This is a genomic window from Microbacterium luticocti DSM 19459 (genome assembly GCF_000422405.1).
Taxonomy (GTDB): Bacteria; Actinomycetota; Actinomycetes; order Actinomycetales; family Microbacteriaceae; genus Microbacterium; species Microbacterium luticocti.
This window is the reverse complement of record NZ_KE383825.1, coordinates 15,380-39,475: the sequence shown is the minus strand read 5'-3', so window position 1 is coordinate 39,475 and position 24,096 is coordinate 15,380. Positions and strand designations below refer to the sequence as shown.

Below are 24,096 nucleotides of genomic sequence, written 5' to 3'. Positions count from 1 at the left end.
CGGCCGTACCGCGCGGTGTCCCCGGTTCGTAATCCCTGCGGGCGGTGTCGAGGCCGGGTGCGCCCGTAGCGTCGAGCCATGACCGTGGACGTGGTGCTCCCCTGCCTGGATGAGGCGGCCGCGCTGCCGGGCGTGCTGGCCGCACTGCCGCCCGGCTTTCGCGCGATCGTCGTCGACAACGGCTCGAGCGACGGCTCGGCCGAGGTGGCGCGGGCGTGCGGCGCACGGGTGGTGCACGAGCCGCGGCGCGGGTTCGGCGCGGCCGCGCACCGTGGGCTGCAGGCGGCGACCGCCGAGGTGGTGGCGTTCTGCGACGCGGACGGGTCGTTCGACGGCGCCGACCTGGTGCGGGTGTGTGCGCCGGTGCAATGCGGCTCGGCCGATCTGGTGCTCGGCCGGCGGCGACCGGTGCGCGGGGCGTGGCCGGTGCACGCCCGCCTGGCCAACCTGCTGCTGGCGCGCCGGCTGCGGCGGATGACGGGGCTGCCGCTGCACGATCTCGGCCCGTTGCGGGCGGCGCGGCGTGAGGCGCTGCTCGGGCTGGGGCTGCGCGATCGGCGCAGCGGGTATCCGCTCGAGATGGTGCTGCGCGCGGCGGCCGACCGGTGGCGCATCGTCGAGACCGATGTCACGTACCGACCCCGCATCGGCCGGTCGAAGGTGACCGGCACGGTGCGCGGCACCGCGACCGCGGTGGCCGACATGAGCCGTCTGCTGCGGGAGGCGGCGGCATGACGACGGGGGCGGATGTCACCGAACGCGGCGGCATGACGACGGTGATCGTGATGGCCAAGGCGTGCGAGCCGGGCCGTGTGAAAACCCGGCTGACCCCGCCCTACACGCCCGCCGAGGCGGCGCGGATCGCTGCCGCGAGCCTGGCCGACACGCTCGCGTTCGTGCAGGCGCTGCCGGTCACACGGCGGGTGCTGTGCATCGACGGCCCGGCACCGGCCGCCCCGGGATTCGAGGTGCAGCCGCAGGCGGACGGCGGACTGGACGAGCGGATCGCCGCAGCGCTGGACGGATGCCGCGGCCCGGCGCTCGTGCTCGGCATGGACACGCCGCAGCTGCAGGCGGCCGACGTCGACGCCCCGCTGCGGGCGTGGGCGACGGGCGCGGCCGAGGCGGACGCCTGGCTCGGTCCCGCCGCGGACGGCGGCTTCTGGGCGCTGGGGCTGACCCGGCCCGACGGCGCCCTGGTGCGCGGGGTGCGGATGTCGCGCGCCGACACCGGTGCGCACCAGCTCGGGCGGCTGTGGGCCGCCGGCCTGCGCGTGCAGACGCTGCCGCTGCACACCGATCTGGACGACGCCGCGAGTCTGCGCGTCGTGCGGGCCGCGGCATCCGTCGACGGCCGCCTGCAGGCGACACTCGCCGAACTCGACGCGGCGGGTGCGGGCACCGATAGGGTGGCATCGTGACCGACCTGGCGCTGGAGCGGGTGTTCGGCGCCGGGCCCGACGAGCCGTACGAACGCGCGCTGCGCGCGGGCAGGCACCCGACGCCGCGGCTGACGCTGTGCGAGGCGGGGGCACCCGAACGCCGTGCTCCACTGGATGTGGTGCGGTTTCTCACCGGCCCGAACGCGGCCGAACGCAGGATGCTGCGCGGCTGCGCCGGCCCGGTGCTCGACGTGGGGTGCGGGCCGGGGCGGATGCTGCGGGCCGCGCTGCTGGCGGGACGGGTGAGCCTCGGGGTCGATGTGTCTGAGGCATCCGTCGCCCTCGCCCGCGAACGCGGGCTGCCGGCGCTGCGCCGGTCGGTGTTCGATCCGCTGCCGAACGAGGCCGGGTGGGGCACCGTGCTGCTGATGGACGGCAACATCGGGATCGGCGGCGACCCGGTGCGTCTGCTCGCCCGGTGCCGCGAGCTGGTCACGCCCGGCGGGGCCGTGCTCGTCGAGGCGCACGCGCATCCGGACCGGGACCGCCGGTTCGAAGGGATGCTCGTGGACGAGACCGGTGCGGCGAGCCTGCCGTTCCCGTGGGCCGAGGTCGGCACCGGCGCGTTACGCGGATGCGCGGCCGAGGCCGGTCTGGCCCTGCAGCACGAGTGGTGCGTCGGCGGGCGCTGGTTCGCCCGCTACCGTCCGGCGTCCTGATCCGCGTCGCGGCGGCGGGCACGGCGCACGAGCACGCGCACCACGACGAGGGCGGCAGCCGCGATCAGGAGCACCGCGACCAGCAGCCGCAGTGCGTAGTCGCCCTGCAGGATGGTCGGATTCGGGTTGCCGCGGGCCTGGGCGATCAGCTCGGGCACCACGAACAGCACGAGCACGCCGGTGACCATCGCGCCCAGCTCGATCACCGCCGTCGCCGCCCGCGGCCAGCGGCGCCCGCGCCGGCGCAGCCGGGCGCGCAGCAGGGAGACCGCGGGCACCAGCACGCCGTCGTGCACGACCACCGCCCCTGCCAGCCACACGCCCACCCAGATCAGTGACGCAAGCGCCAGCGTCTGGGCGAGGGTGACCACGCCGAATCCCGCCAGACCCAGCCCCGCGACACCGAGGGCGATCCGCGCCGCGATCACGGCGCCTCCCGGATCGAACGCAGCCACTTCGTCTGCAGCACGCCGGGCCGCCCTGGCGCGATGACGCGCGCGGGGTATCCGTGGTCGAGGTCGAGCGGCTGTCCGTTCAGCGCGAGTGCGACCAGGGTCAGCGGATCGCGCGCGTACGCGGGTGGCATGGTCGTGGTGCGGTACGGTCCCCGCCGCTGCAGACTCGCCAACTCGACCGTGCGATCGGCGGGGATGCCGGCGGCATCCAGCAGATCGCACAACCGCACGCCGGTCCAGTCGGCCACGGTGCTCCACCCTTCCACGCACGCGATCGGCAGCCGTGCCTGCGCCTGCGGCATCGCCAGCAGTCGGTCGCGTGAGAAGGCGAGCGTGCCGTTCGGACCGGCCACCTCGAGGGTCCAGTCGGGGGCGGATGCGGCGGACTCGACCTCCGCCTGACGCGCCGTGCGATTGACCGGAACGTGCAGCGGACCGGCACCGATCGTCCGCGGCGCGAACGCGTTGACCGGCGCGAGTGCGTCGAACGACTGACCCGCGGTGAGCGCGACGAGCCCTACGGCGGCCACCCCCGTGCCGATGAGGAACCCACGCCTGCCCAGGCCACCGGTGCCCGGCCAGCCGGTACCCGGCGGTGTCTCGGTCATGTCGGATCCCCTCGGCCGCCCGTGCCGTCCGGCGCACCCGTGCCCGAGGCATCCGTACGACCGGCGGTGCCGTCGGGCGCACCTGTGCCCGAGGCATCCGTACGACCGATGGTGTCGTCCGGCGCACCCGTGGCCGAGGCATCCGTACGATCGGCGGTGCCGTCCCGCCCGGCGCCTGCGGCATCCTCGGCCGAGCCGGTGGCGCCGGGCCGCCGCAGGATCAGCGGCAGCTTGACCCCCACATGCAGCAGCATCGCGCCGGCCAGCACCCAGGCGAGAGCCCAGTGCGTCTTCGTGAACGAGAACGGCCACGGGTACCACTGGAACGTGTTCAGCGTGCCCATGAACACCTGCAGCAGCGCGGTCGCCACGAGCACCGCGACCGACACCCGTTCGAGCAGATGGGTGACCGACCGCACCGGCGGCCAGTCGAACAGCCGCGGATACACCACCCAGAGCTTTGCCAGCAGCAGCGGGATGAGCGCGGTGCCGACGGCGACGTGCACCCCCTGCGTCCAGGCGTACAGGCCGACCGGGCGCACCGGCAGCGCAAGGCCGGGGATCGGATGCTGCAGCAGGTGACTGTACACGCCGGTGAGAAAGCACACCCCCACCGCCGCGCCGAGCACACGGCCGATCGCGACCGCGGTGCCGGTGGTGCGCTCGGGTGCGCCGAGTGCCCGCTGCACGGCGGCGAACCGCGGTTGCACCACCGCGCCGAGCCGATCGACCACACTCATTCCGCCAGTGTGCCCGTCGCCCGCACCCCGGCACCGTGGCATCCGGTGACGAACCGAGAACAAGACCGACCGCGACCTGCAGCGTCATCGAACCGTAAGGGTTCGGCGGTGCCGCACGCGGGGGCGGGATGCCACCGTAAGGGGCATGGCCTCCCCCGATATCGCCGTCATCGGCGGCTCCGGACTGTACACGCTGCTCGACGCGGCCCGCCGGGTGTCGGTGTCGACCCCGTACGGTGCGCCGTCGGACGAGATCGCGATCGGCCGGTTCGCCGGGCGCGAAGTGGCGTTCCTGGCACGGCACGGTGCCGGACACACGCTGCCGCCGCACCGCGTGAACCACCGCGCGAACCTGTGGGCGCTGGCCCGCCTCGGCGTGCGCGCGGTGCTGGCCACCGCCGCGGTCGGGTCGCTGCAACCGTCGCTGGAGCCGGGGGCGCTCGTGGTTCCCGACCAGCTGCTCGACCGGTCGGGCCGGCGCGACGACACGTTCTTCGACGGACCGGACGTGTGCCATCTGGCGTTCGCCGACCCGTTCTGCCCGCAGACGAGGCAGGCGTTGATCGCGGGACTGCGCGCCTGTGGCGAGCCGGTCGTCGACCGGGCGACCACGGCGGTGATCCCCGGGCCGCGGTTCTCGACGCGCGCCGAGTCGCGGGCGCTGCGGGCCGCGGGCGCGGACCTCGTGAACATGACGCAGTATCCCGAGGCGGCGCTGGCCGCCGAGCTCGATCTCGGCTACGCGAGCCTGTGCATCGTCACCGACCGCGACACCGACGGCGCCGAGCCGGTCACCGCTGAGGTCGTGCTGGGGCGCCTGGCCGACGCCCGGCCGCGGCTGGTCGCGGTGCTCGAGCACGCGGTGCGTGCCCTGCCCGCCGAGCCCGCACCGCGCGGCCTGGTCGATTCCGATGCCGTGCGACGCGTGCTGGCGCGGGATGCCGCGTGCCCGACGCCGGTCGCGGCCGGAGCGGGCTCGGACCCCGACCGCGGGGTGGTGGGCGCACATCCCCGTCGCGAGGCGTCACGTCCGGCGCGGGATGCCACGCCCCCGACGCCGATCGACACCGGTGCGGGCTCGCCGTCGGACGTCTCCGACGCGGTGGCGACCCGGTGAGCGACGTGCTGCTGGTCACCGGCGGGGCGGGGTTCATCGGTTCGCGCATCGTCGCGGCAGCGCGCGAGCGCGGACTGCGGGTGCGGGTGCTCGACTCGCTGCGCGACGATGTGCACCCGGCATCCACCCCGCCCCCGCTGCCCGACGACGTCGAGTTCATCCGCGGCGACGTGCGCGACGCCGAGATGTGCGCGCGGGCGCTGCGCGGCGTGCGGGCGGTGTGCCATCAGGCCGCGAAGGTGGGACTGGGCGTCGACTTCGCCGACGCCCCCGACTACACGGCGAGCAACGTGCTCGGCACCGCCGTGCTGCTGGCCGCGATGGCTGACGCCGGCGTCGAGCGGTTGGTGTTGGCGTCGTCGATGGTCGTGTACGGCGAGGGCCGCTACCGCGATGCGCTCGGGCCGGTGGCCGCGGCGCCGCGCACGATCGCCGACCTTGAGGCGGGGATGTTCGAGCCGCGCTCGCCGCGCACCGGCGAGCCGCTGCAGCCGGAGCGTATCGACGAATCCGCGCCGACCGACCCGCGCAACGTGTACGCGGCGACCAAGCTCGCGCAGGAACAGCTGGCCGCGTCGTGGGCGCGCGAGACCGGCGGCCGCGCCGCGCTGCTGCGCTATCACAACGTGTACGGGCCGGGCATGCCGCAGGGTACGCCGTATGCCGGGGTGGCGGCACTGTTCCGCACCGAGGCCGAGGCCGGCAGGCCGCCGCTCGTGTTCGAGGATGGCGGACAGCGGCGCGACTTCGTTCACGTCGACGACGTCGCCGCGGCGAACCTCGCCGCGCTGGACTGGACCGCGCGGGACGGGACCGTGCCGGACACGGCGGTGCCGGAGGGGGCGGGGCGGGCCGGGGCGATGCCGGACGGGACCGCGCGGGATGGGACGGTGCCGGAGGGGACGGTGCCGGGCGGGACTGCGCCGGGCACGACGGCGGGGCAGGATGCCGGTGCCGTGCGCGCGTTCAACGTGGCCACCGGCGAGGTGCACACCGTGGGTGAGTTGGCCGCCGCGATCGCCGCGGCCCGCGGCGGTCCGCCACCGGTCGTGACCGGCCGATTCCGGGCCGGAGACGTGCGGCACATCACCGCCTCGGCCGATCGGATCCACGCCGAGCTGGGCTGGCGCGCCCGCGTGGGCTTTTCCGAGGGGGTGGGGGAGTTCGCCCTCGCCGCGATGCGACCGACCGTGGCCGGTGCGCGGGCCGGGGCTCGCGCCAACGGGCCGGCCGGAGCTGCGGCCGGCGCGCAGGTGCGAGGCGTGGTCGGTGCGCGGGCTGAGGCTCAGGCCGACAGGCCGACCGAAACCGCGGCCGGCCCGTCGACGCGGGGCGTGGCCGGCGCGCGGAACCTGGCCGGTGCACCGGCCGACACGGGCGGGCTGGCAGGCCGCTACGCTGCGACCACGAGCAACCGGTTCCCTGCGGAGGGTCGGCGGTGACGGCGACGGCGACGTCGCGGCGGGCCGCGGCATCCCCTCGCCCGACGGGCCCCCGTTGGGGCCGCGTCGTCGCGATCGGGGTCGGCGTGTGCGTCGTGCTGATGGTCGTCGCGATGGTGGTGCCGCTGTGGACCGGGTGGGAGGTGCACGCGCAGGGCCTCGCGCCGCTGCACGCGCGCGGTGAGCCGCGGCTCGGGCCGGGCACGCCCGCGGCGATCCTGCTCGGCGTCGCGGCGATCGTGTGGGCGCCGCGCGTGCAGCGCTGGCCATGGCACCGGCTGCTGCTGGTCGTGTTCGGGTTCGGCGTGGCGTGGATGGTGAGCCTGGCCGCCGTCGACGGCGTCGCCGGGCTCGGCGCGGTGCTCGAACGGCAGGGCGAGTACCTCGGCCCCGCGCGCGAGATCACCGACGTCGGGGCGCTGCTGCGCGAGTACATCGCCCGCATCCCGCTGCACAGCGACGGCGCCTGGCCGACGCACCTCGCCGGGCATCCGCCGGGGGCGGTGCTGTTCTTCGTGCTGCTGGTGCGGCTGGGCCTGGGCAGCGCGCTCGCCGCCGGGCTCGTCGTCATCGTGCTGGCCGCGACCACGGCGGTGGCGGTGATGATCACGGTGCGCCGGCTGGCGTCCGAGCAGCTGGCGCGGCAGGCGGCGCCGTTCCTGGTCGCGGGGCCCGCCGCGATCTGGATGGCGGTGTCGGCCGACGCCGTGTTCGCGGCCGTCGCGGCCTGGGGCGCGTGCGCCCTGGCCGTGGCCGCGACCTCCCGAAGCGCAGCGGGCCGGATCGCGTGGGGGGCGGCACCCGGCCTGCTGTTCGGGTGGTGCGTCATGAGTTCGTACGGGCTGCCGCTGCTGGGCGTGTTGGCGGTGACGATCCTGGTGCTCGCTCGTTCGGCGCTGCCGCTTGCCGGCGCAATCCCCGCGGCGCTGGCCGTGGTCGGCGGGTTCGCGCTCGGCGGGTTCGCGTGGTGGGAGGCGTACCCCGTGCTGGTGCAGCGCTACTGGGACGGCATCGCAAGCGCCCGACCGGGCGGGTACTGGATCTGGGGCGACCTCGCCGCGCTCACGTTCAGCGCCGGGCCATGGCTGGGCGCATCGGTCGGCACTGCCGGAGCGACGCTCGTCGACGCGGTGCGCGGGTGGCCAAGCGCAGGGCGCCGGCGCGGGACGTCGGTGGACCGTGTGAGCGACGATGCGCGGAGCCGGCGGCCGTCGGCACGTCACCGACCGCGGTCAGACGCGGGGCGGCAGCAGCAGCACCAGGCTGCACCCGCCGGGACCGGGCACACACGCCGGGGCGTGGCATCCCTGCCGGCGACGGATGCCGCGACCCGCGCCCGGATCGTCGTGGCCGCGCTGACCGCCGCCGCGGTGGCGATGGTGCTGCTGGCCGACCTGTCGCAGATGAGCCGGGCGGAGGTCGAGCGGATCTGGCTGCCGTTCGTGCCGTGGCTGCTGGTCGCCTCGGCGCTGCTGCCCGCGCGGTGGCGCCGGGTCGGCCTGGGCGTGCAGGTCGTGTTCGCGCTGCTCGTGCAGCACCTCATCTGGAGCCAATGGTGAGCGCGCTCACCCACCCACCGACCACCGGCCCACCTACCCACCCGACACACGGTCGTTGCCGCAATCGGTCGGAATGATCAGGGCCCGAGCGCCCGGGCCATCATGTCGACGAGCGTGTGCACCGCATCCGTCAGGCTGGACTCGTCGGGCGGACTCGCGATCATCCAGGTGTCCATCGCCTGACCCATGCCCATCGCCACGGCGATCAGGAACTCCGCCGGCAGGTCGGTGCGCACCGCGCCCGCCCGCTGCCCGACGGCCACCAGGCGCATCAGCCACGGCATCAGCTGCTGCTCGGCGTCGTGCTGCGCCGCGGCCAGCGACGGCGAGGAGGTGCCGGTGAGCCAGTCGCGCAGCAGCGCCTCGGTCGCAGGCGTCTGCGCGAGCAGCCGCATCATGCGCAGGTAGTACTCCTCCACCGCGCCCCAGAACGCCGCGGCGTCCGCGGCGTCCTCGGGCACCGGCATGGCCCCGCCGGCGGAGATCAGCCCCTCGAGCTGGCGGCGGATGACGTCGGCGTAGAGGTCCTCCTTGCCGTCGAAGTAGTAGTACATCGCCCCCTTCGACAGCCCCGCCGCCGCGATGACACGGTTCAGCGAGGCGGCGGCGAAGCCGTGAGCGGCGAACTCCGCCAGCGCGGCGTCGAGGATCGCCTCCTGCTGCGCGGCGGGGAGCCGATGGAATCGGGGACGGGCCATGCTGCCATTCAACCGTGCGCCCGGCTCACCCCGCCGGAACCGGCGGCAACTCGATCGGGTCGCGCAGGCTGCGCCCGATCGCCAGGTTCTCGATGAACGGGACACCCATCAGGCCGAAGACGGCATTGCGCAGCAGCAGCATCATCCGGTTGCGCGGCACGAACGCGCCCGAGAGTCCGACCGCCCCGTCCTGCTTGCGCCGCACCAGCCCGGCGAGCCGGTTCTCATAGTCCGCGAACGCCGCCCGGTGATCGCCGGATGCCTCGGCCAGCGCGCAGGCGAGCACGTAGGCCTCGACCATGGCCAGCGCCGAGCCCTGACCTGCCAGCAGCGACGGGCAGGCCGCGGCATCCCCCACCAAGGCGATGCGCCCGCGCGACCACGACGGCATGAGCATCTGGCTCGCGCCGTCCATGTAGAACGTGCGCGCCTGCGGCAGCTGCGCGAGGATCTGCGGCATCTCCCAGCCGAATCCGGTCAGCCTTTCGCGCAGCAGGTCCTGCTGGGCCGTCACGTCGTCGACGGGCAGCTCGCCCTCGTGCCGGAACATGATGCAGAACATGGTCGCTCCGTCGCGCAGCGCGATCCGCAGCGCCTGCGCCCCGACCTCGGTGTGCATGACGGCGACGAGCTCGTCGCGCGGCCGATACCCGTCGATGTCGAAGGCGGCGACGGCGATGTCGAGATGCCGCTCGAACTCGCGCTCAGGACCGAACGCGAGCGCACGTACCCGCGAGTGCAGCCCGTCGGCGCCCACGACCAGGTCGAACTCGCGCTCCGCCCCGCTCTGGAACGTCACCCCCACCCGGCCGCCGTCGTCGGCGAGGGCCGCGACGGTGTCGCCGAAGATCGTCTCGACATCGCCGTCCAGCGCGTCGTAGATCGCCCGCGACAGATCGGAGCGGCCGATCGTGACGTAACGGCCGGCGGCGCCGTCGATGACGCGCTGCGGGTCGAAGTGCGCGATGCGCCTGCCATCGCCGCCCACCTCGCGCGCCTCGCGGAAGCGGTAGCCCTCGTCCCGCAGCCGCGGCACGATCCCGATCCGCTCGGCGACCTCGAAGCCGGCACCCCAGAAGTCGACGACGTAGCCGCCCTCGCGCAGCCGCGGCGCGCGCTCGACGAGCGTGACGTCGTGCCCGGTGCGCCGCAGCCAGTACGCGAGGGTGGGACCGGCGATCCCGGCCCCGACGATGAGCACCCGCATCCGGATCACCCCTCAGACCATCGGTCGGACCAGTGGTCTCAGAGTACGCCTGTCGAAGTCCGCGCACCAGACCCGGCGGCGCACGCCGCGTCAGCGGGCGAGCCGCATCCAGGTCTCCACGATGGTGTCGGGGTTCAGCGACATCGACTCGATGCCCTGCTCGAGCAGCCACTGGGCCAGGTCGGGGTGGTCCGAGGGCCCCTGACCGCAGATGCCGATGTACTTGCCGCGGCGGGTGCAGGCCTCGATCGCCATGCCGAGCACCTTCTTGACCGCCGGGTTGCGCTCGTCGAACCGATCGGCCACCAGCGACGAGTCGCGGTCGAGGCCGAGCACCAGCTGGGTCATGTCGTTCGAGCCGATCGAGAACCCGTCGAAGTGGTCGAGGAACTCGTCGGCCAGCAGCGCGTTCGACGGGATCTCGCACATCATCACGACCTGAAGGCCGTTCTCGCCGCGCCGCAGCCCGTTCTCGGCGAGCAGGTCGACCACGGCCTGCCCTTCGGCGACGGTGCGCACGAACGGGATCATGATCTTGACGTTGTCCAGGCCCATCTCGTCGCGCACGTACCGCAGCGCCGCGCACTCCATGTCGAAGCACTCCCGGAACGCCGGCGACACGTAGCGCGACGCGCCGCGCCAGCCGAGCATCGGGTTCTCTTCGTCGGGCTCGTACCGTTCGCCGCCGAGCAGGTTCGCGTACTCGTTGGACTTGAAGTCGCTCATCCGCACGATCACCGGCTCGGGCGCGAACGCCGCGGCGATCATCGACACGCCCTCGGCCACCCGCTGCACGAAGTAGTCGCGCGGCGACGGGTACGCCGCGATGCGCTCGTCGATCTGCGCGCGCAGCGCGTCGGGAAGACTGTCGTGCTCGAGCAGGGCACGGGGATGGATGCCGATCTGGCGGTTGATGATGAACTCGAGCCGCGCCAGCCCCACGCCCCGGTTGGGCAGCTTCGAGAACGAGAACGCCTGGTCGGGCGTGCCCACGTTCATCATGAGCTTGACCGGGATCTCGGGCATCGCGTCGAGCCGGGTCTCCTCCTCGACGAACTCCAGCGTGCCGCGGTAGACGTGTCCGTCGTCGCCCTCGGCGCACGACACCGTCACCTCGGTGCCGTCGGCCAGCGACCGGGTCGCGTCACCGGTGCCGACGACGGCGGGGATGCCGAGTTCACGGGCGATGATCGCGGCGTGACAGGTGCGTCCGCCCCGGTCGGTGACGATCGCCGAGGCCCGCTTCATGATCGGCTCCCAGTCGGGATCGGTCATGTCGGCCACGAGCACATCGCCGGGGCGGAACTGGTCCATCTGCGAGATGTCGCGCAGCACGCGCACCGCGCCGGCGCCGATCTTCTGCCCGATGGCGCGGCCGGTGGCCAGCACGTCGCCGCGCTCGCGCAGCACGAACCGGCGCATCACGTTGCCGTCCGCGCGCGAGACCACCGTCTCGGGACGGGCCTGCAGAATGTACAGCTGCCCGTCCACGCCGTCGCGCGCCCACTCGATGTCCATCGGCCGGCCGTAGTGCTCCTCGATCACCAGCGCGTGCCGCGCCAGCTGCAAGACCTCGTCGTCGGTGATGCTGAACCGCACCCGATCGGCGAGAGGCACGTCCTCGAACGCGGTCGAGGCATCCACCCCCACCGCCTCGGTGTACCGCATCGCGACGGCCTTCTCGCCCACCTGGCGCTTGAGGATCGCCGGGCGGCCCGCGCGCAGCGCCGGCTTGTACACGTAGAACTCGTCGGGGTTGACCGCGCCCTGCACCACCGCCTCACCGAGCCCGTACGAACTGGTGATGAACACGGCCCGATCGAAGCCCGACTCGGTGTCGACGGTGAACATGACCCCCGACGCGCCGACGTCCGAGCGCACCATGCGCTGCACGCCGGCCGACAGCGCGACCTCGTGGTGCTCGAAGCCGTGGTGGGCGCGGTAGGCGATGGCGCGGTCGTTGTACAGCGACGCGAACACGCGGGCGATCGCCTGCAGCACGTTGTCGATGCCGCCGATGTTCAGGAACGTCTCCTGCTGTCCGGCGAACGAGGCGTCGGGAAGGTCTTCGGCGGTGGCCGACGAGCGCACCGCCCAGGTCACCGCATCCGGGTCGGGGTCGTTCTGGATGAGGGTGGCGTACGCGTCGCGGATGTCGCGTTCCAAATCGGACGGGAACGGCTGCTCCTCGATCCACCGGCGCACCTGCGCGCCCACCCGGGCGAGGGCGGCGACGTCGTCGATGTCGAGCGACTCGACGGCGCTGCGGATGCGATCTGCCAGGCCGTCGTGCGCGAGGAACGCGCGATACGCGTCGGCGGTGGTGGCAAAGCCCCCCGGCACCCGCACGCCGGCGTCGGCGAGGTTCGAGACCATCTCGCCCAGCGACGCGTTCTTGCCGCCCACCTGGGCGAGGTCGTCCATTCCGATCTCGTGGAACCACAGGACATTGCTCATCTTCGGTCGCCTCCCGGCTTCAGGCACGCAGCTTCATGGTCTGCATGATGACGGCGGACATCTCCTCGACGCTCTTGGTCGCGGAGTTCAGGAACGGCACGTTGTTGCGCCGGTACAGGTCTTCGGCACGGCGCAGTTCGAGCGTGCACTGCTCGAGGCTGGCGTAACGCGAGGCGGGCCGGCGCTCGTGGCGCACCTGGCTCAGCCGCAACGGCGTCGTCGTCAGCCCGAAGCACCGCGCCTTGTACGGGGCGACCGTGCGCGGCAGGTGCTCGGTCGGAAAGTCGTCGTCGGTGAGCGGGTAGTTCGCCACCAGCAGCCCGTACTGCAGCGCCAGGTACATCGTCGTCGGCGTCTTGCCGCAGCGCGACGGCGCGATGATGACGACGTCGGCGATGTCGAGCGCCCGGGTGCTCTGCCCGTCGTCGTGCTCGATCGCGTATTCCACCGCACGCATGCGAGCGAGGTAGCGGTGCATGTCGCCGACACCGTGATACTGACCGAGCTGCTCGGATGCCGTCGTGCCCAGCGCCTGTTCGAGCTGGGTGAGGTGCCCGGCGAGCAGGTCGATGACGACGGCGCCCGAGTCGGCGATGATGCGACGCAGCGGCGGCTGCTTGACCGTGGTGAACACCAACGGCGCCAGCCCCTCGGCCTCGGCGCGGCGGATGTCGGCGACCACCCGGTCGGCGCCGGAGGTGGTGTCGACGAACGGGATGGTGTGCCGCACGAAGTCGATGCCGGGAAAGTTGACGAGCAGGGCGCTGCCCAGGGTCTCGGCGGTGATGCCGGTGCTGTCGGAGATGAAGTACGCCGCACGCCGCGGACGGGGGCCGTCGCCGCCGGGGGCGACGGTCACGGGCTCGATGCGGGGGTCGATCATCACGGACTCCGGTCGGGGCGCCGGCAAGATCCCGGCCTGCGATCAGAATACGGGCCGCAAGCACCCGGTTTCCGGCGAATCGGCCGTGAAAGACCGGCGGATCTTTCGCCCGGACGAACTTCGACCGGGGGCGGACGGCGGCGCCCGGGGCGTGGCATCCGTCACCCATAGGATTGACGGGTGAACAAGCCCCGTCTCTACTCTGGAATGCAGCCATCGGCCGACTCGCTTCAGGCCGGCAACTACATCGGGGCGCTGCTGCAGTGGCGGGAGCTGCAGGACGCGTACGACGCCTTCTTCTCGGTGGTCGACCTGCACGCGCTGACCCAGCCGAACGACCCGGCCGAGCTGCGCGAGAAGACCCGGCGCACCGCCGCGCAGTACATCGCCGCCGGCATCGAGCCGTCGAAATCGACGCTGTACGTGCAGTCGCACGTGCCCGCGCACGCCGAGCTGGCGTGGATCCTGTCGACCATCACCGGGTTCGGTGAGGCGAACCGGATGACGCAGTTCAAGGACAAATCGCAGCGGTACGGTCAGGACGCCACCACGGTGGGCCTGTTCACCTACCCGGTGCTGATGGCCGCCGACATCCTGCTCTATCAGACCGACATCGTGCCGGTCGGCGAGGACCAGAAGCAGCACGTCGAACTGACCCGTGACGTCGCCGAGCGGTTCAACCAGCGGTACGGCACGGCGTTCGCGGTGCCGGTGCCGGTGATCCAGAAGGAGACCGCCCGCATCTACGACCTGCAGAACCCGACGGCGAAGATGTCGAAGTCGGCCGCGTCGGATGCCGGTGTGCTGTGGCTGCTGGACGAGCCGGGCGTCTCGGCGAAGAAGATCATGCGCGCTGTGACCGATTCAGAAGGGTCGGTGCGGTACGACCGCGAGAACAAGCCGGGCGTGTCGAACCTGCTCGTGATCTACGCGGCGCTGACCGGCCGGCAGATCCCGGCGATCGAGGACGAGTACGCCGGGCGCGGGTACGGCGACTTCAAGAAGGGACTCGCCGAGGTCGTGACCGACCAGTTCGGTCCGGTGCGCGAGCGCGCGCTCGAGCTGCTGGCCGATCCGGCCGAGCTCGACCGGGTGCTCGCCGCGAACGCGGCGCGGGCGTCCGAGGTGGCCGAGCGCACCCTGGCCGACGTGTACGAGAAGGTCGGGCTGCTGCGGCGGGTGGCGCTGTAGTGCAGCCGATCGTGCTGCGCACCGCGCGGCTGGAGCTGTCGATCCCGGTCGAGGCCGACATCGACGTGATCACCGACGCCTGTCAGGACGAGACGCTGCGCCGCTTCACCACGGTGCCGTCGCCGTACCGGCGTGAGCATGCGGTCGAGTTCGTCGAGAAGGTCGCACAGTGGTGGGATGCCGGGGCCGAGGCGACGTGGGCGTTCCGGCGCGACGGTGTGCTGGCTGGGATGATCGGGCTGCACCGCCTGAACGCGGGCTCCGGCGAGATCGGGTATTGGACGGCGGCGCCGTTGCGCGGTCAGGGGTTGCTCGGCGAGGCGGCACGTGCCGTGGTCGACTGGGGACTGTCGCCCGACGGCCTCGATCTGCAGCGCATCGAGTGGCGTGCGGTCGTCGGGAACACGGCATCCGCCCGCACCGCCCGCTCCGTCGGGTTCCGCTTCGAGGGCACCCTGCGCGGGGCGCTGGTGAACGGTGCCGGCGTGCGTTCGGACTGCTGGATCGCCGGACTGCTGCCGACGGACGACCGGACGCCGGTGGCCTGGCCCGTGCTCTGAGTCGGTCGCCTGGGTGCATGCGGCCGCCGGGCGGGGGTGACTGAGTCGGTCGACTGGGTTCATGCGGCCGCCGGGCGGGGCCGGTGGCCATGGCGGGCCGTCGACATGCTCAGATGCGCGGAACATGCGCCGCGCGGCGGTGCGTGCCGTTTCCGCCTGTCGACGGCCCGGGAACCGGGGCTGACGGCGTCGGCACCCCGTGACAGGATGGGCGCATGCCCGAGATGCCCGAGGTGCAGGGCCTGGTCGAGTTCCTGGCCGGGCGGATCGCCGGCCTGCGCATCACCCGCGCCACGGTGGCGAACATCGCCGCGCTGAAGACCTACGACCCGCCGATCGAGGCACTGCGCGAGGCATCCGTTCGCGGCGTCACCCGGCATGGAAAGTTCGTCGACGTCGCCACCGACGCCGCGCACCTGGTGTTCCACCTCGCCAAGGCCGGGTGGCTGCGCTGGTACGACCAGCTGCCGTCGACGATCATCAAGCCGGGACGCACGCCGATCGCGCTGCGCGTCGCGTTCGACGACGGCGCGGGGTTCGACCTCACCGAGGCGGGCACGAAGAAGTCGCTCGCGGTGTACGTGGTGCGCGATCCGCAGGACGTGCCCGGCATCGCCCGGCTCGGCCCCGACCCGCTCGACCCGCAGTTCACGCGTGACGCCTTCGCGACGCTGCTTGCCGGCCGGCGCACCCAGATCAAGGGCGTGCTGCGCGATCAGTCGATCATCGCCGGCATCGGCAACGCCTACTCCGACGAGATCCTGCACGCCGCGCGCATGTCGCCGTACGCGCTGGCCGCGAACCTGTCGGACGCGGAGATCGACGGCCTCTACGCCGCGATGACCGAGACGGTGACGGATGCGGTGGCCGCCGCATCCGGAAAGCCCCCGGCCGATCTGAAGGACGCCAAGCGCCGCGGCATGCGCGTGCACGGACGGCGCGGCGAGACGTGCCCGGTGTGCGGCGACACGGTGCGCTCGGTGTTCTTCGCCGACAACAGCCTGGAGTACTGCCCGACGTGCCAGACCGGCGGCAAGATCCTCGCCGACCGGCGGCTCTCGCGCCTGCTGAAGTAGGGCGCGGGCGCCGGCGGCGGCGACTGTCGTCAGGGCGTCGTTCGGCGGCGCAGGGCGACGATCACGACGACCAGCCCGGCGAGCACCGCGGCACCCACGGCGATCCCCACCGCCACCAGCACATTCCCGCCGGTATCCGCAGCAGTCGCCTCGTCTGAGTCGGCCGCGGCCCTGCCGTCGGCATCGGATGCCGCGCCACCGGGCGACGCGGTCATGCCCGGCGCCGGCGACGCAGCGGTGGACGGCGCCGGCGACGCCGTGTCACCCGGTACCGCCCCACCGGCCGGAACCTGCGGAGACCCGTCGCCCGGAGCGGACCCGTCGAACGCCGAACCCGGCGAACCGGCCGGGCCCGACAGCGCCGGTTCGACGGACACCCCATCGTTCGGGCGCGGTGTCGGCGGACGCGGATGCGGCGGCGTCAGCGTGTGCCCCGGTGACGGCTTCGTCGACGGACCCGGCGAGGGGCCGGTCGAGGGAGCCGGGGTCGGAGTGGTCGACGGAGTGGGTGTGGGCGTGATCGGGCCGGGCGCCGCGCCCACCGCCTGATACTCGCCGGTGATCGTGAACCAGCCCAGCGCCCCGTAGGTGGGCGAGGCGGGCGAGCCGTCGACCGAGTTGTCGGCCATGTCGCCGTACGAGCCCTGCTCGACCTTGACGATGAACCCGCCCTCGGGCGCATCGAAGTCGACCCGTGCGGCCGCCCCGGTCACCAGGCCCGGGAACGGGACACCGGAATACTGCAGACCCGGCTCCCACGGGATCAGCAGATCCCCCTTCCCCTGGGTGATCGGCGGGTCGACGGGTCCGGCGATCACCTTTCCCTCCCGGTCGAGCACGGTGAGCTTCAGATCCAGCACGTGGTGCTCGCCGTACGGGGCCACCGAGATCGTCGCCGGTCCGGCAGCCGCATCCACCCGGTAGTAGTCCGCCTCATCGTTGCGCACGAACTCACCGAAGGTTCCGTCGGCGATCGTGCCACCGGCATCCGGCAGCAGCCGCGGCGAGGCGATGGCATGACTTTCGACCGACGGGCGGTAGTCGAGGCGCCCCTGGTAGAAGACCCGCGGGCTGAGCACGTCTTCGGGGCGGGCCCCGCATTCGCTTCCGACGACAGAGAGGAAGGTGCGGTCCCCCACCGTGCAGTATTGGTCCGTCGAGGTGAACACGAGCGGCATGCCGCCTCGGTCGTAGAAGACCGTCATCCGCATCCGGTCCGGCGACAGCTGCTCGGTGAGCATCGCCAGATCGTCCTGATCGCGCGTGTCATGCGGGTAACCCGCCGTCCACCGGAGCTGTCCCACGAGGTCGGCGGATCCCATGATCGGCCCCCACACGCCCTCGACGCTGGCGAAGTACTCCCGGTCGTCGTATCCGTGGTGCTGCAATCCGAGGGTGTGTGCGATCTCGTGCGCGGTCGTGCTGCCGACGGCGTACCCCACCCCGTCCGGCCACGGGATGAGTCCGTCGGGCGCGTTGAACCCGGCGCCGTCGCGGATGTGCCGCGCCGACACCAGCACGTACGAGAAGTGCTCCGCACCGAAGCCGCCGATGGGGGCCAGCCCCAGCGCGTCGGGAACCATCAGATCGAGCATCGAGGTGTCGCCGTTGAAGTCCTGGGTGATCAGCACGGTCACGCCGTACTCCTGATCGGCGGGCGAGTCCTTGACGAGCTTGTCGCGCCCGGGATCGGTGAATGTGATGTTGACGTCGAACGGCGAATACGTCTGCACCAGTGTGCGGTACACGTCCAGCATCTCGTCGGACCGCAGCTGCCCCGCCGAGTAGACGATCTTCTCGGTCTTCGTCGCGGCGTTCCAAAAGGTGCCGGTGAGCTCGCCGCCGTCGACGTCGATGAAGATCGTCTTCGACGCCTGCGGCCGACTGCCCGCCGCCGGAATCGCGTCGAGCTCGGGAACATCCGGCGGCGCCCACGCCCCGGCACCGGTTCCGGATGCCACCGGCCCGGCTCCGGTTCCGGATGCCACCGCCCCGGCACCGGTGCGGGATGCCACCGGCCCGGCCGCCTGTGCGGACCCCGACGCCGCCGTGCCCTGACCCAGGCCCGCCACCATCGCGGTGGTCTGCGCGGACCCCGACCCCGACGCCGCCCCGGCCGCCCGCGCGGGCTCCGACGCCGCCGCAGCGTGAACGGCGTGAGCGGCCTGCACCGGCCACGCGAGCCCAGCCGTCACGAACGCGGCCAGTGCGACCGCCGCCGCCCTGCGCCCGAACGCACTCATCGACGGCCCCGTCATCACGACACCATCCTGCGACGGACGGCGACGACCGCCACGACGATCCCGGCGAGCACGACGAGACCGACGGCGATCACCAGCGGCACCAGCACGCTGCCGGCGGACGAGGCGGCGACGGCCGTGCCGGCCGCATCCGTCGCGTCGGACGCCGTGTCATCGGGCGAGGCGGTCGCCCCCGTTGCCGGCGACCCGGTCGCGCCGGGGGCCGGCGAGGCGGTGTCGGATGGGGCGGGCGAGGCGGTGTCGGCTGGGGCAGGCGAGGCGGTGTCGGCCTCCGACCCCGCCGCCGTCGGCGGCGACCATACGGGACCGAGCACCACGGCGTCGTCGCCGCGCGGCGCCGACGGAGCCGGGCGGACCATCACGACCGACTGCCCCGGGCCGGGGGCCGGGTGTGTGGGCGTGCCCGGGCTGGGAGTCGCACTCGGGGTGGGCGAGGGTGCCGGTGTCGACCCGCCGGCCACCGGGTAGTCTCCGGCGATCGTGAACCAACCCAGCGCCCCGTAGGTGGGGGACGCCGGCGTCGATCGGGGCGAGTTGTCGTGGACGTCGCCGTACGAGCCCTGCTCGACCTTGACGATGAACCCGCCTGCGGGAGCATCGAAGCTCACCCGGGCATCCGCGCCGGTCACCAGCCCGGGCATGGGCACGTCGGCCAACCACTTGTCGCCGAACCGCAGCGGAGCGGTGACCTGGGCGATCGGCGGATCGACCGGCCCGGCGATCACGGTGCCTGCCCTGTCGAGCACGGTCAGCTTCAGATCGAGCAGATGACGGTCGCCGTACGGGGCGACCGTGATCGACGCCGGCCCGGCGGCCGCGTTCACCCGGTAGTAGTCGGCCTGGTCGTTGCGCACGAACTCGCCGAAGGTGCCGTCGGCGATCCGGCCACCGGCATCCGGCAACAACCGCGGCGAGGTCACATCGTGGCTTTCGGGCGACTCGCGGTAATCGAGGCGCCCGCGATCATCGAACACCGGGATGACCTCGTCTTCGTCACGGGCACGGCATTCACCCGACGCGGTCTCGAGGTAGACCCGGTCGCCCCGCAGACAGACAGCGGTGTCGACCGGGTGCAGCGCGGTGCCGTGGTGGTCGAACTTCCACAGGAACACGGCCTCGTCCGGCGGCAGCTGCGCGGTGAGGACGGCGAGGTCGTCCTGGTCGCGCGTGGCGTGCGGGTACGCGGCGGTCCACCGGTTCTGCCCCACCGGGTCGGCTGATCCCATGATCGGTCCCCACACCCCTCTCATGGTGAAGAAGTACTCGTCATCGTCATACCCCTGATGCTGAAGGCCGAGCAGGTGACCCACCTCGTGCGCGGCGACGTTGCCGACCCGGGCGCCGATGCCTCCCTCCCACGGCACGATGCCCGCGACGGTGTCGTACCCGTCGTCGTCGCGAACGTGGGGCAGTGACACCAGCGCAGAGCCGACGTGTTCGGTGCCGAACATGTTGATCGGGCCCGTGCCGAGCGCATCCCCTTCGATCAGACCGAGCAGCGAGCCGTCCGGGTATGCGTGGCCGGCGGTGGCGCCGTCGGAAGCGGTCATACTCTCGGTGACGATGACCTTCGCCCCGTACTCCCGATCGTCGAGCGAGTCCTTGACGAGCTTGTCGCGCCCCGGATCGGTGAACGTGATGTTGACGTCGAACGGCGAGAACACCTGCACCAGCGTCCGGTAGGCGTCGAGCAGCTCGTCGGCAGACAGCTTCGCCGCCGAATACTCGATCCGAGCCGTGTTCGCCTCGTCGTTCCAGTACGTGTCGGTGAGTTCGCCGCCGTCGACGTCGACGAAGATCGTCTTCGGTGCGTGCGGGCGACTTCCGGCCGCGGGGATGACGTCCAGTTCGGGCACCTCCGGCCCGGTCCACGCCTCGGCAGCGGCTCGCGATGCCACGGGCACGGCCGCCGATGCGGTGCCCGACGCCGTGCCGGCCGACGCGGTGCCCGACGCCGTGCCGGACGATGCCGTGCCGGCCGATCCGGCGATCGCCGGCGCGCCGGCGCGCGGAACCTCGCCGGCGGACACCGCCGTCGGAATCGCCGACGCGGCGGCCGAGGTCGCCGAGAGCGGCCAGCCGACGCCGACCGCGACCAGCGCGGCGAGCACGACCACGGGCATCCCACGCCGCACCGAACCGCGCCGCACCAAACCGCGCCGCACCAAACCGCGCCGCACCGAACCGCGCCCGCGCGGTACGGAACCCTGCCGCACCGAACCGCGCCCGCGCGGCGGCCTGCCACCGGCGCGGTCGTCGGGCGACGTCGATCCAGCCCGCGGCAGGCGCGGGATCTGACCGCCGGTCATCGCTCGGTCGTTCCCATCAGGATGCGGGCGTCGTCGTCGACCCAGTCGAGCGACTTGGCCACCGCCTTCTGCCACATCCGGCAGCGGCGGTCGCGCTCGTCCGCATCCATCGCCGGTTCGAACCGCCGGTCCTCGGCCCAGAGCTCGCGCAGCCGGTCGCGCCCGCCCCACACGCCGGTGGCCAGTCCCGCCGCGTAGGCGGCACCGAGCGCGGTGGTCTCCACCACCTTGGGTCGCACCACCGGGGTGCCGAGGATGTCGGCCTGGAACTGCATGAGCATGTCGTTGCGCGTCATCCCGCCGTCCACCCGCAGATCGGGCAGCACCCGTCCGGTGTCGGCGACGACCGCGTCGATCACGTCGCGGGTCTGGAACGCGGTCGCCTCCAGCGCCGCCCGGGCGATGTGCGCCTTGGTGACGTAGCGGGTCAGACCGACCAGGGCACCCCGGGCATCCGGTCGCCAATACGGGGCGAACAGGCCCGAGAACGCGGGCACGAAGTAGGCGCCGCCGTTGTCGTCGACGGTGGCGGCGAGCGTCTCGACCTCTTCAGAGGTGCGGATGATGCCGAGGTTGTCACGCAACCACTGCACGAGCGAGCCGGTGACCGCGATCGAGCCCTCGAGTGCATAGCGGGCCGGCTCGTCGCCGAGGCGATAGGCGACCGTGGTGATCAGGCCGTGCTCGCTGCGCACGATGCGCTCACCGGTGTTCACGATGAGGAAGTTGCCGGTGCCGTACGTGTTCTTCGATTCGCCGGCGTCGAACGCGGCCTGCCCGAACGTCGCGGCCTGCTGGTCGCCGAGGATTCCGGCGATCGGGATGCCGCGGGCCACGCTCGGCACGCGCGTTTCGCCGACGACCTCTGACGAGGAACGGATCTGCGGCAGCATCGCACGCGGGATGCCCCACACCTCGAGCAGGTCGTCCGCCCAGTCGAGGGTCTCGAGGTCCATCAGCAGGGTGCGCGACGCGTTCGTGACATCGGTCACGTGCACGCCGCCGGACGCCCCGCCGGTGAGGTTCCAGATCACCCACGTGTCGGGGGTGCCGAACAGCAGGTCGCCGGATTCGGCCGCTTCGCGGGCGCCGGGGACGTGGCGCAGGATCCAGTCGATCTTGGATGCCGAGAAGTACGTCGCCAGTGGCAGTCCGGTCTGCGCGGCGAACCGCCGGGTGCCGGCCTCGTCGGCGGCGGCGATCGCGTCGATGCGCTCCTGCGTGCGGGTGTCTTGCCACACGATCGCGTTGTGCACGGGACGCCCGGTGCGGCGATCCCACACGATGGCGGTCTCGCGCTGGTTGGTGATGCCGATCGCGGCGACCTCACCGGCGATCAGCCGGGCCCGCGACAGGGCGTGCGAGACGACCCACTCGGTGTTCGTCCAGATCTCGACCGGGTCGTGCTCGACCTGCCCGGCACGCGGAAAGATCTGCGCATGCTCACGCTGCGCGACCGAGACGATCTGCCCGGCCGCGTCGAACACGATCGCCCGGGTCGAGGTGGTGCCCTGGTCGATCGCCAACACGTGATCTGCCACGTCGCCTCCCTGCGCGGTGTCGGTCACGCCAGACTATCGCCTCGATGAGAGCCGTCTCATCCCGTGGTGCGGTGTGGGTCAGGGCGCGGTGACCGGGTCGGCGGCGTGCACGGCGGCGAGCGCGCGGGCCACCTCGGTCTCGCAGGCTGCGCCATCCCACCCCATGACGGGCGCGACCGCAGCGGCGACCTCGCGCGCGGCCTCGGGGCCGGCCATGCCCGTGAAGGCCAGACCGGTGCGGCGCAGCAGCATATCGTCGAGGTGCTGCACGGCTTCGGTGCGTGCCAGGTGGCGCAGCTCGCCCGTCGAGTACCCGGGCGCGGCGGCGAGCATCCGGTCGTCGGGATCGGCGGCGATCGCAGCGATCACGTCGGCGGCGACCGTGCCGTACCGCGCCAGCAGCTCGCCGGCGCGGGCGACGCCGACGACGGTGCCGTGGTCGGCGGTCCACTGCTGCCGTGCCCGTTCGGTGGTCGGGAATCCGCGCCCGCCGCCGATCGGCACCGACCGGGTGGTGCGCCGCCGCGGCACGGCCAGGGCGGCCAACGCCCGGTCGGCGAGGTGCTCGGCCGACGCGCGGAACGTCGTCCACTTGCCCCCGACCAGACTCAGCAGCACCGCGTCGCCGGGCAGCCGGGTCTGCTCGATGCGATAGTCGCGCGACACGAACCCGGGCGCGAGGTCGCCGTGCCCGGGCAGCGGCCGTACCCCCGAGTACCGGTACACGATGCGGTCACGGTCGACCGGCACGTCGGGCAGCACGTGCCCGATCAGGTCGAGGAAGTAGTCGACTTCGGCCTCGGTGCACACGATCGGCTCGGCCATGTCGTGCTCGATGTCGGTGGTGCCCACGAGCACGCGCCCACGCAGCGGGTAGATCAGCACGATGCGGCCGTCGCGGTGCTCGAAGAACAGCTCGCGCCCGCCGGTCGCCGCCAGCAGCGCCGGGTCGTCGAGCACGATGTGCGACCCCTTGGTTCCGCCCATGTACCGGGTGGGCTCGTGCAGGGCCGCATTGGTCAGGTCGGTCCACGGCCCGGTGGCGTTGACGACGACGGATGCCGCGAACCGCACCTCCTCGCCGGTGTCGCCGTCACGCAGCACGACGCGACCGCCGTCCACCCCGACCGCCGAGGTGTAGTTGGCCGCACGCGCGGACCGGCCGGCCCGGTCGACTGCGGCGGACGGTGCGGCGGTCGCGGTCGCGCCCACGACCTGGTCGGGTGCTGCGGATGCAGCCGTCGACGCGAGCGTCGTGCCCGTGGCATCCCGGCCCGCCGCGACGCCGTCACGCAGCACGTCGAGCGCGAGCCGCTCGGGGTCGCGCAGCGAAGCGTCCCAGTAGGTCGCGGTGTACTTCACATCGGGATTCAGCCGTGGCAGCATGCGCAGCGACGCACGGCGCCCGTGGAACGCGTGCCGCGGCACGCGCCCGCCGCCGCGCGAGAACGAGTCGTAGATGACCAGGCCGATCTTGATGAGCACCGCACCGCGCTCGTGCGGGCGGCCGGTGCCGTGCCGCAGGAACCGCAGCGGCGCCGACAGCACCCCCGAGAAGGTGGAGAAGATCGGGATCGTGGTCTGCAGCGGCCGGACGTAGTGCGGCGCGGTGCGCAGCAGCATGTTGCGCTCGGTGACGGCCTCGTGCACGAGCCTGAACTCGCCGTTCTCGAGGTAGCGGATGCCGCCGTGGATCATGTGGCTGGACGCGGCGGACGCGCCACCGGCGAAATCGCCGCGTTCGACGAGGGCGACGTCGACGCCCTGCATCGCGAGGTCGCGGAACGTGGCGATGCCGTTGATGCCGCCGCCGATCACCAGCACATCGGCGTACGGCCGCGCGGCGAGCGCGGCGAAACCGGCGCGGTCGAGTGTGACGTGCATGGGTCCC

General features: G+C 72.8%; 19 protein-coding genes and 1 pseudogene. 9 read left to right on the top strand and 11 right to left on the bottom strand.

The features are described from left to right. The first annotated feature begins 78 nt into the window (after positions 1 to 78). Genes H577_RS0113860 through H577_RS16650 form a run of 3 tightly spaced genes read left to right on the top strand, consistent with a single transcriptional unit; the run spans position 79 to position 2,101 of the window. The gene (locus H577_RS0113860; RefSeq protein WP_029146450.1) at positions 79 to 735 is read left to right on the top strand and encodes a glycosyltransferase family 2 protein; all 657 of its coding nucleotides are present in this window, start codon (positions 79 to 81) and stop codon (positions 733 to 735) included. Then, the gene (locus H577_RS16655) at positions 732 to 1,421 is read left to right on the top strand and encodes a TIGR04282 family arsenosugar biosynthesis glycosyltransferase (RefSeq protein ID WP_051192056.1); all 690 of its coding nucleotides are present in this window, start codon (positions 732 to 734) and stop codon (positions 1,419 to 1,421) included. The genes H577_RS0113860 and H577_RS16655 overlap by 4 nt, the downstream gene beginning before the upstream one ends. Then, the gene (locus tag H577_RS16650; RefSeq protein WP_245570410.1) at positions 1,418 to 2,101 is read left to right on the top strand and encodes a methyltransferase domain-containing protein; all 684 of its coding nucleotides are present in this window, start codon (positions 1,418 to 1,420) and stop codon (positions 2,099 to 2,101) included. Before H577_RS16655 ends, H577_RS16650 begins: the two co-directional genes overlap by 4 nt. Here the strand turns inward: H577_RS16650 and H577_RS0113840 are convergent. From H577_RS0113840 to H577_RS17750, 3 genes are read right to left on the bottom strand one after another with little or no spacing between them, the layout of a single operon-like run. Further along, complete coding sequence (locus tag H577_RS0113840; protein ID WP_036285309.1) at positions 2,083 to 2,529, bottom strand: hypothetical protein; 447 nt, start codon at positions 2,527 to 2,529, stop codon at positions 2,083 to 2,085. The two genes, H577_RS16650 and H577_RS0113840, sit on opposite strands and share 19 nt — an antisense overlap. Then, positions 2,526 to 3,164: a molybdopterin-dependent oxidoreductase gene (locus H577_RS17755; protein WP_051192054.1), complete on the bottom strand. Its 639-nt coding sequence runs from the start codon at positions 3,162 to 3,164 to the stop codon at positions 2,526 to 2,528. Before H577_RS17755 ends, H577_RS0113840 begins: the two co-directional genes overlap by 4 nt. Further along, the gene (locus H577_RS17750; protein WP_051192053.1) at positions 3,161 to 3,904 is read right to left on the bottom strand and encodes a hypothetical protein; all 744 of its coding nucleotides are present in this window, start codon (positions 3,902 to 3,904) and stop codon (positions 3,161 to 3,163) included. The genes H577_RS17755 and H577_RS17750 overlap by 4 nt, the downstream gene beginning before the upstream one ends. Before the next feature lie 145 nt (positions 3,905 to 4,049). Here H577_RS17750 and mtnP point away from each other — a divergent pair, with 145 nt between their 5' ends. From mtnP to H577_RS0113820, 3 genes and pseudogenes are all read left to right on the top strand, one after another. Continuing rightward, the gene (mtnP, locus tag H577_RS16635) at positions 4,050 to 5,021 is read left to right on the top strand and encodes an S-methyl-5'-thioadenosine phosphorylase (RefSeq protein WP_084516269.1); all 972 of its coding nucleotides are present in this window, start codon (positions 4,050 to 4,052) and stop codon (positions 5,019 to 5,021) included. Further along, positions 5,018 to 6,016, top strand: a pseudogene (locus H577_RS16630) (NAD-dependent epimerase/dehydratase family protein); the annotation flags it as partial. The gene mtnP and the pseudogene H577_RS16630, both read left to right, overlap by 4 nt. A gap of 443 nt (positions 6,017 to 6,459) precedes the next feature. Beyond that, the gene (locus H577_RS0113820; protein WP_029146448.1) at positions 6,460 to 8,022 is read left to right on the top strand and encodes a hypothetical protein; all 1,563 of its coding nucleotides are present in this window, start codon (positions 6,460 to 6,462) and stop codon (positions 8,020 to 8,022) included. A 77-nt stretch (positions 8,023 to 8,099) separates the two neighbouring features. Here the strand turns inward: H577_RS0113820 and H577_RS0113815 are convergent, their stop codons facing one another. From H577_RS0113815 to H577_RS0113800, 4 genes are all read right to left on the bottom strand, one after another. Then, the gene (locus H577_RS0113815; RefSeq protein WP_029146447.1) at positions 8,100 to 8,720 is read right to left on the bottom strand and encodes a TetR/AcrR family transcriptional regulator; all 621 of its coding nucleotides are present in this window, start codon (positions 8,718 to 8,720) and stop codon (positions 8,100 to 8,102) included. 25 nt (positions 8,721 to 8,745) lie between these two features. Then, on the bottom strand, positions 8,746 to 9,927 hold the full coding sequence (locus tag H577_RS0113810; protein WP_029146446.1) for an FAD-binding domain: 1,182 nt from the start codon (positions 9,925 to 9,927) through the stop codon (positions 8,746 to 8,748). Between the two features lie 90 nt (positions 9,928 to 10,017). After that, positions 10,018 to 12,384, bottom strand: coding sequence for a phosphoenolpyruvate synthase (ppsA, locus tag H577_RS0113805; protein ID WP_029146445.1), 2,367 nt, complete (start codon positions 12,382 to 12,384; stop codon positions 10,018 to 10,020). Between the two features lie 19 nt (positions 12,385 to 12,403). Then, positions 12,404 to 13,267, bottom strand: a complete 864-nt coding sequence (locus H577_RS0113800; RefSeq protein ID WP_084516265.1) for a pyruvate, water dikinase regulatory protein — start codon at positions 13,265 to 13,267, stop codon at positions 12,404 to 12,406. Between the two features lie 180 nt (positions 13,268 to 13,447). Here H577_RS0113800 and trpS point away from each other — a divergent pair, with 180 nt between their 5' ends. The 3 genes from trpS to H577_RS0113785 all read left to right on the top strand — a co-directional run bounded on the left by trpS (position 13,448) and on the right by H577_RS0113785 (position 16,094). Then, on the top strand, positions 13,448 to 14,458 hold the full coding sequence (gene trpS / locus H577_RS0113795; protein ID WP_084516263.1) for a tryptophan--tRNA ligase: 1,011 nt from the start codon (positions 13,448 to 13,450) through the stop codon (positions 14,456 to 14,458). Beyond that, positions 14,458 to 15,018, top strand: coding sequence for a GNAT family N-acetyltransferase (locus H577_RS0113790; RefSeq protein ID WP_029146442.1), 561 nt, complete (start codon positions 14,458 to 14,460; stop codon positions 15,016 to 15,018). Before trpS ends, H577_RS0113790 begins: the two co-directional genes overlap by 1 nt. 215 nt (positions 15,019 to 15,233) lie before the next feature. Continuing rightward, the gene (locus H577_RS0113785) at positions 15,234 to 16,094 is read left to right on the top strand and encodes an Fpg/Nei family DNA glycosylase (RefSeq protein WP_029146441.1); all 861 of its coding nucleotides are present in this window, start codon (positions 15,234 to 15,236) and stop codon (positions 16,092 to 16,094) included. A 29-nt stretch (positions 16,095 to 16,123) separates the two neighbouring features. On the opposite strand, the gene H577_RS0113780 is transcribed toward H577_RS0113785, so the two are convergent. The 4 genes from H577_RS0113780 to H577_RS0113765 all read right to left on the bottom strand — a co-directional run bounded on the left by H577_RS0113780 (position 16,124) and on the right by H577_RS0113765 (position 24,089). Next, positions 16,124 to 18,352, bottom strand: a complete 2,229-nt coding sequence (locus tag H577_RS0113780) for a hypothetical protein (RefSeq protein WP_029146440.1) — start codon at positions 18,350 to 18,352, stop codon at positions 16,124 to 16,126. Then, entirely contained in the window at positions 18,352 to 20,478 is a 2,127-nt protein-coding gene (locus tag H577_RS0113775; RefSeq protein ID WP_036285278.1) for a zinc metalloprotease, read from the bottom strand. The genes H577_RS0113780 and H577_RS0113775 overlap by 1 nt, the downstream gene beginning before the upstream one ends. Before the next feature lie 182 nt (positions 20,479 to 20,660). After that, positions 20,661 to 22,205: a glycerol kinase GlpK gene (gene glpK, locus H577_RS0113770; RefSeq protein WP_029146438.1), complete on the bottom strand. Its 1,545-nt coding sequence runs from the start codon at positions 22,203 to 22,205 to the stop codon at positions 20,661 to 20,663. Positions 22,206 to 22,283: 78 nt separating this feature from the next. Further along, the gene (locus H577_RS0113765; RefSeq protein ID WP_029146437.1) at positions 22,284 to 24,089 is read right to left on the bottom strand and encodes a glycerol-3-phosphate dehydrogenase/oxidase; all 1,806 of its coding nucleotides are present in this window, start codon (positions 24,087 to 24,089) and stop codon (positions 22,284 to 22,286) included. Between the last annotated feature and the right edge of the window lie 7 nt (positions 24,090 to 24,096).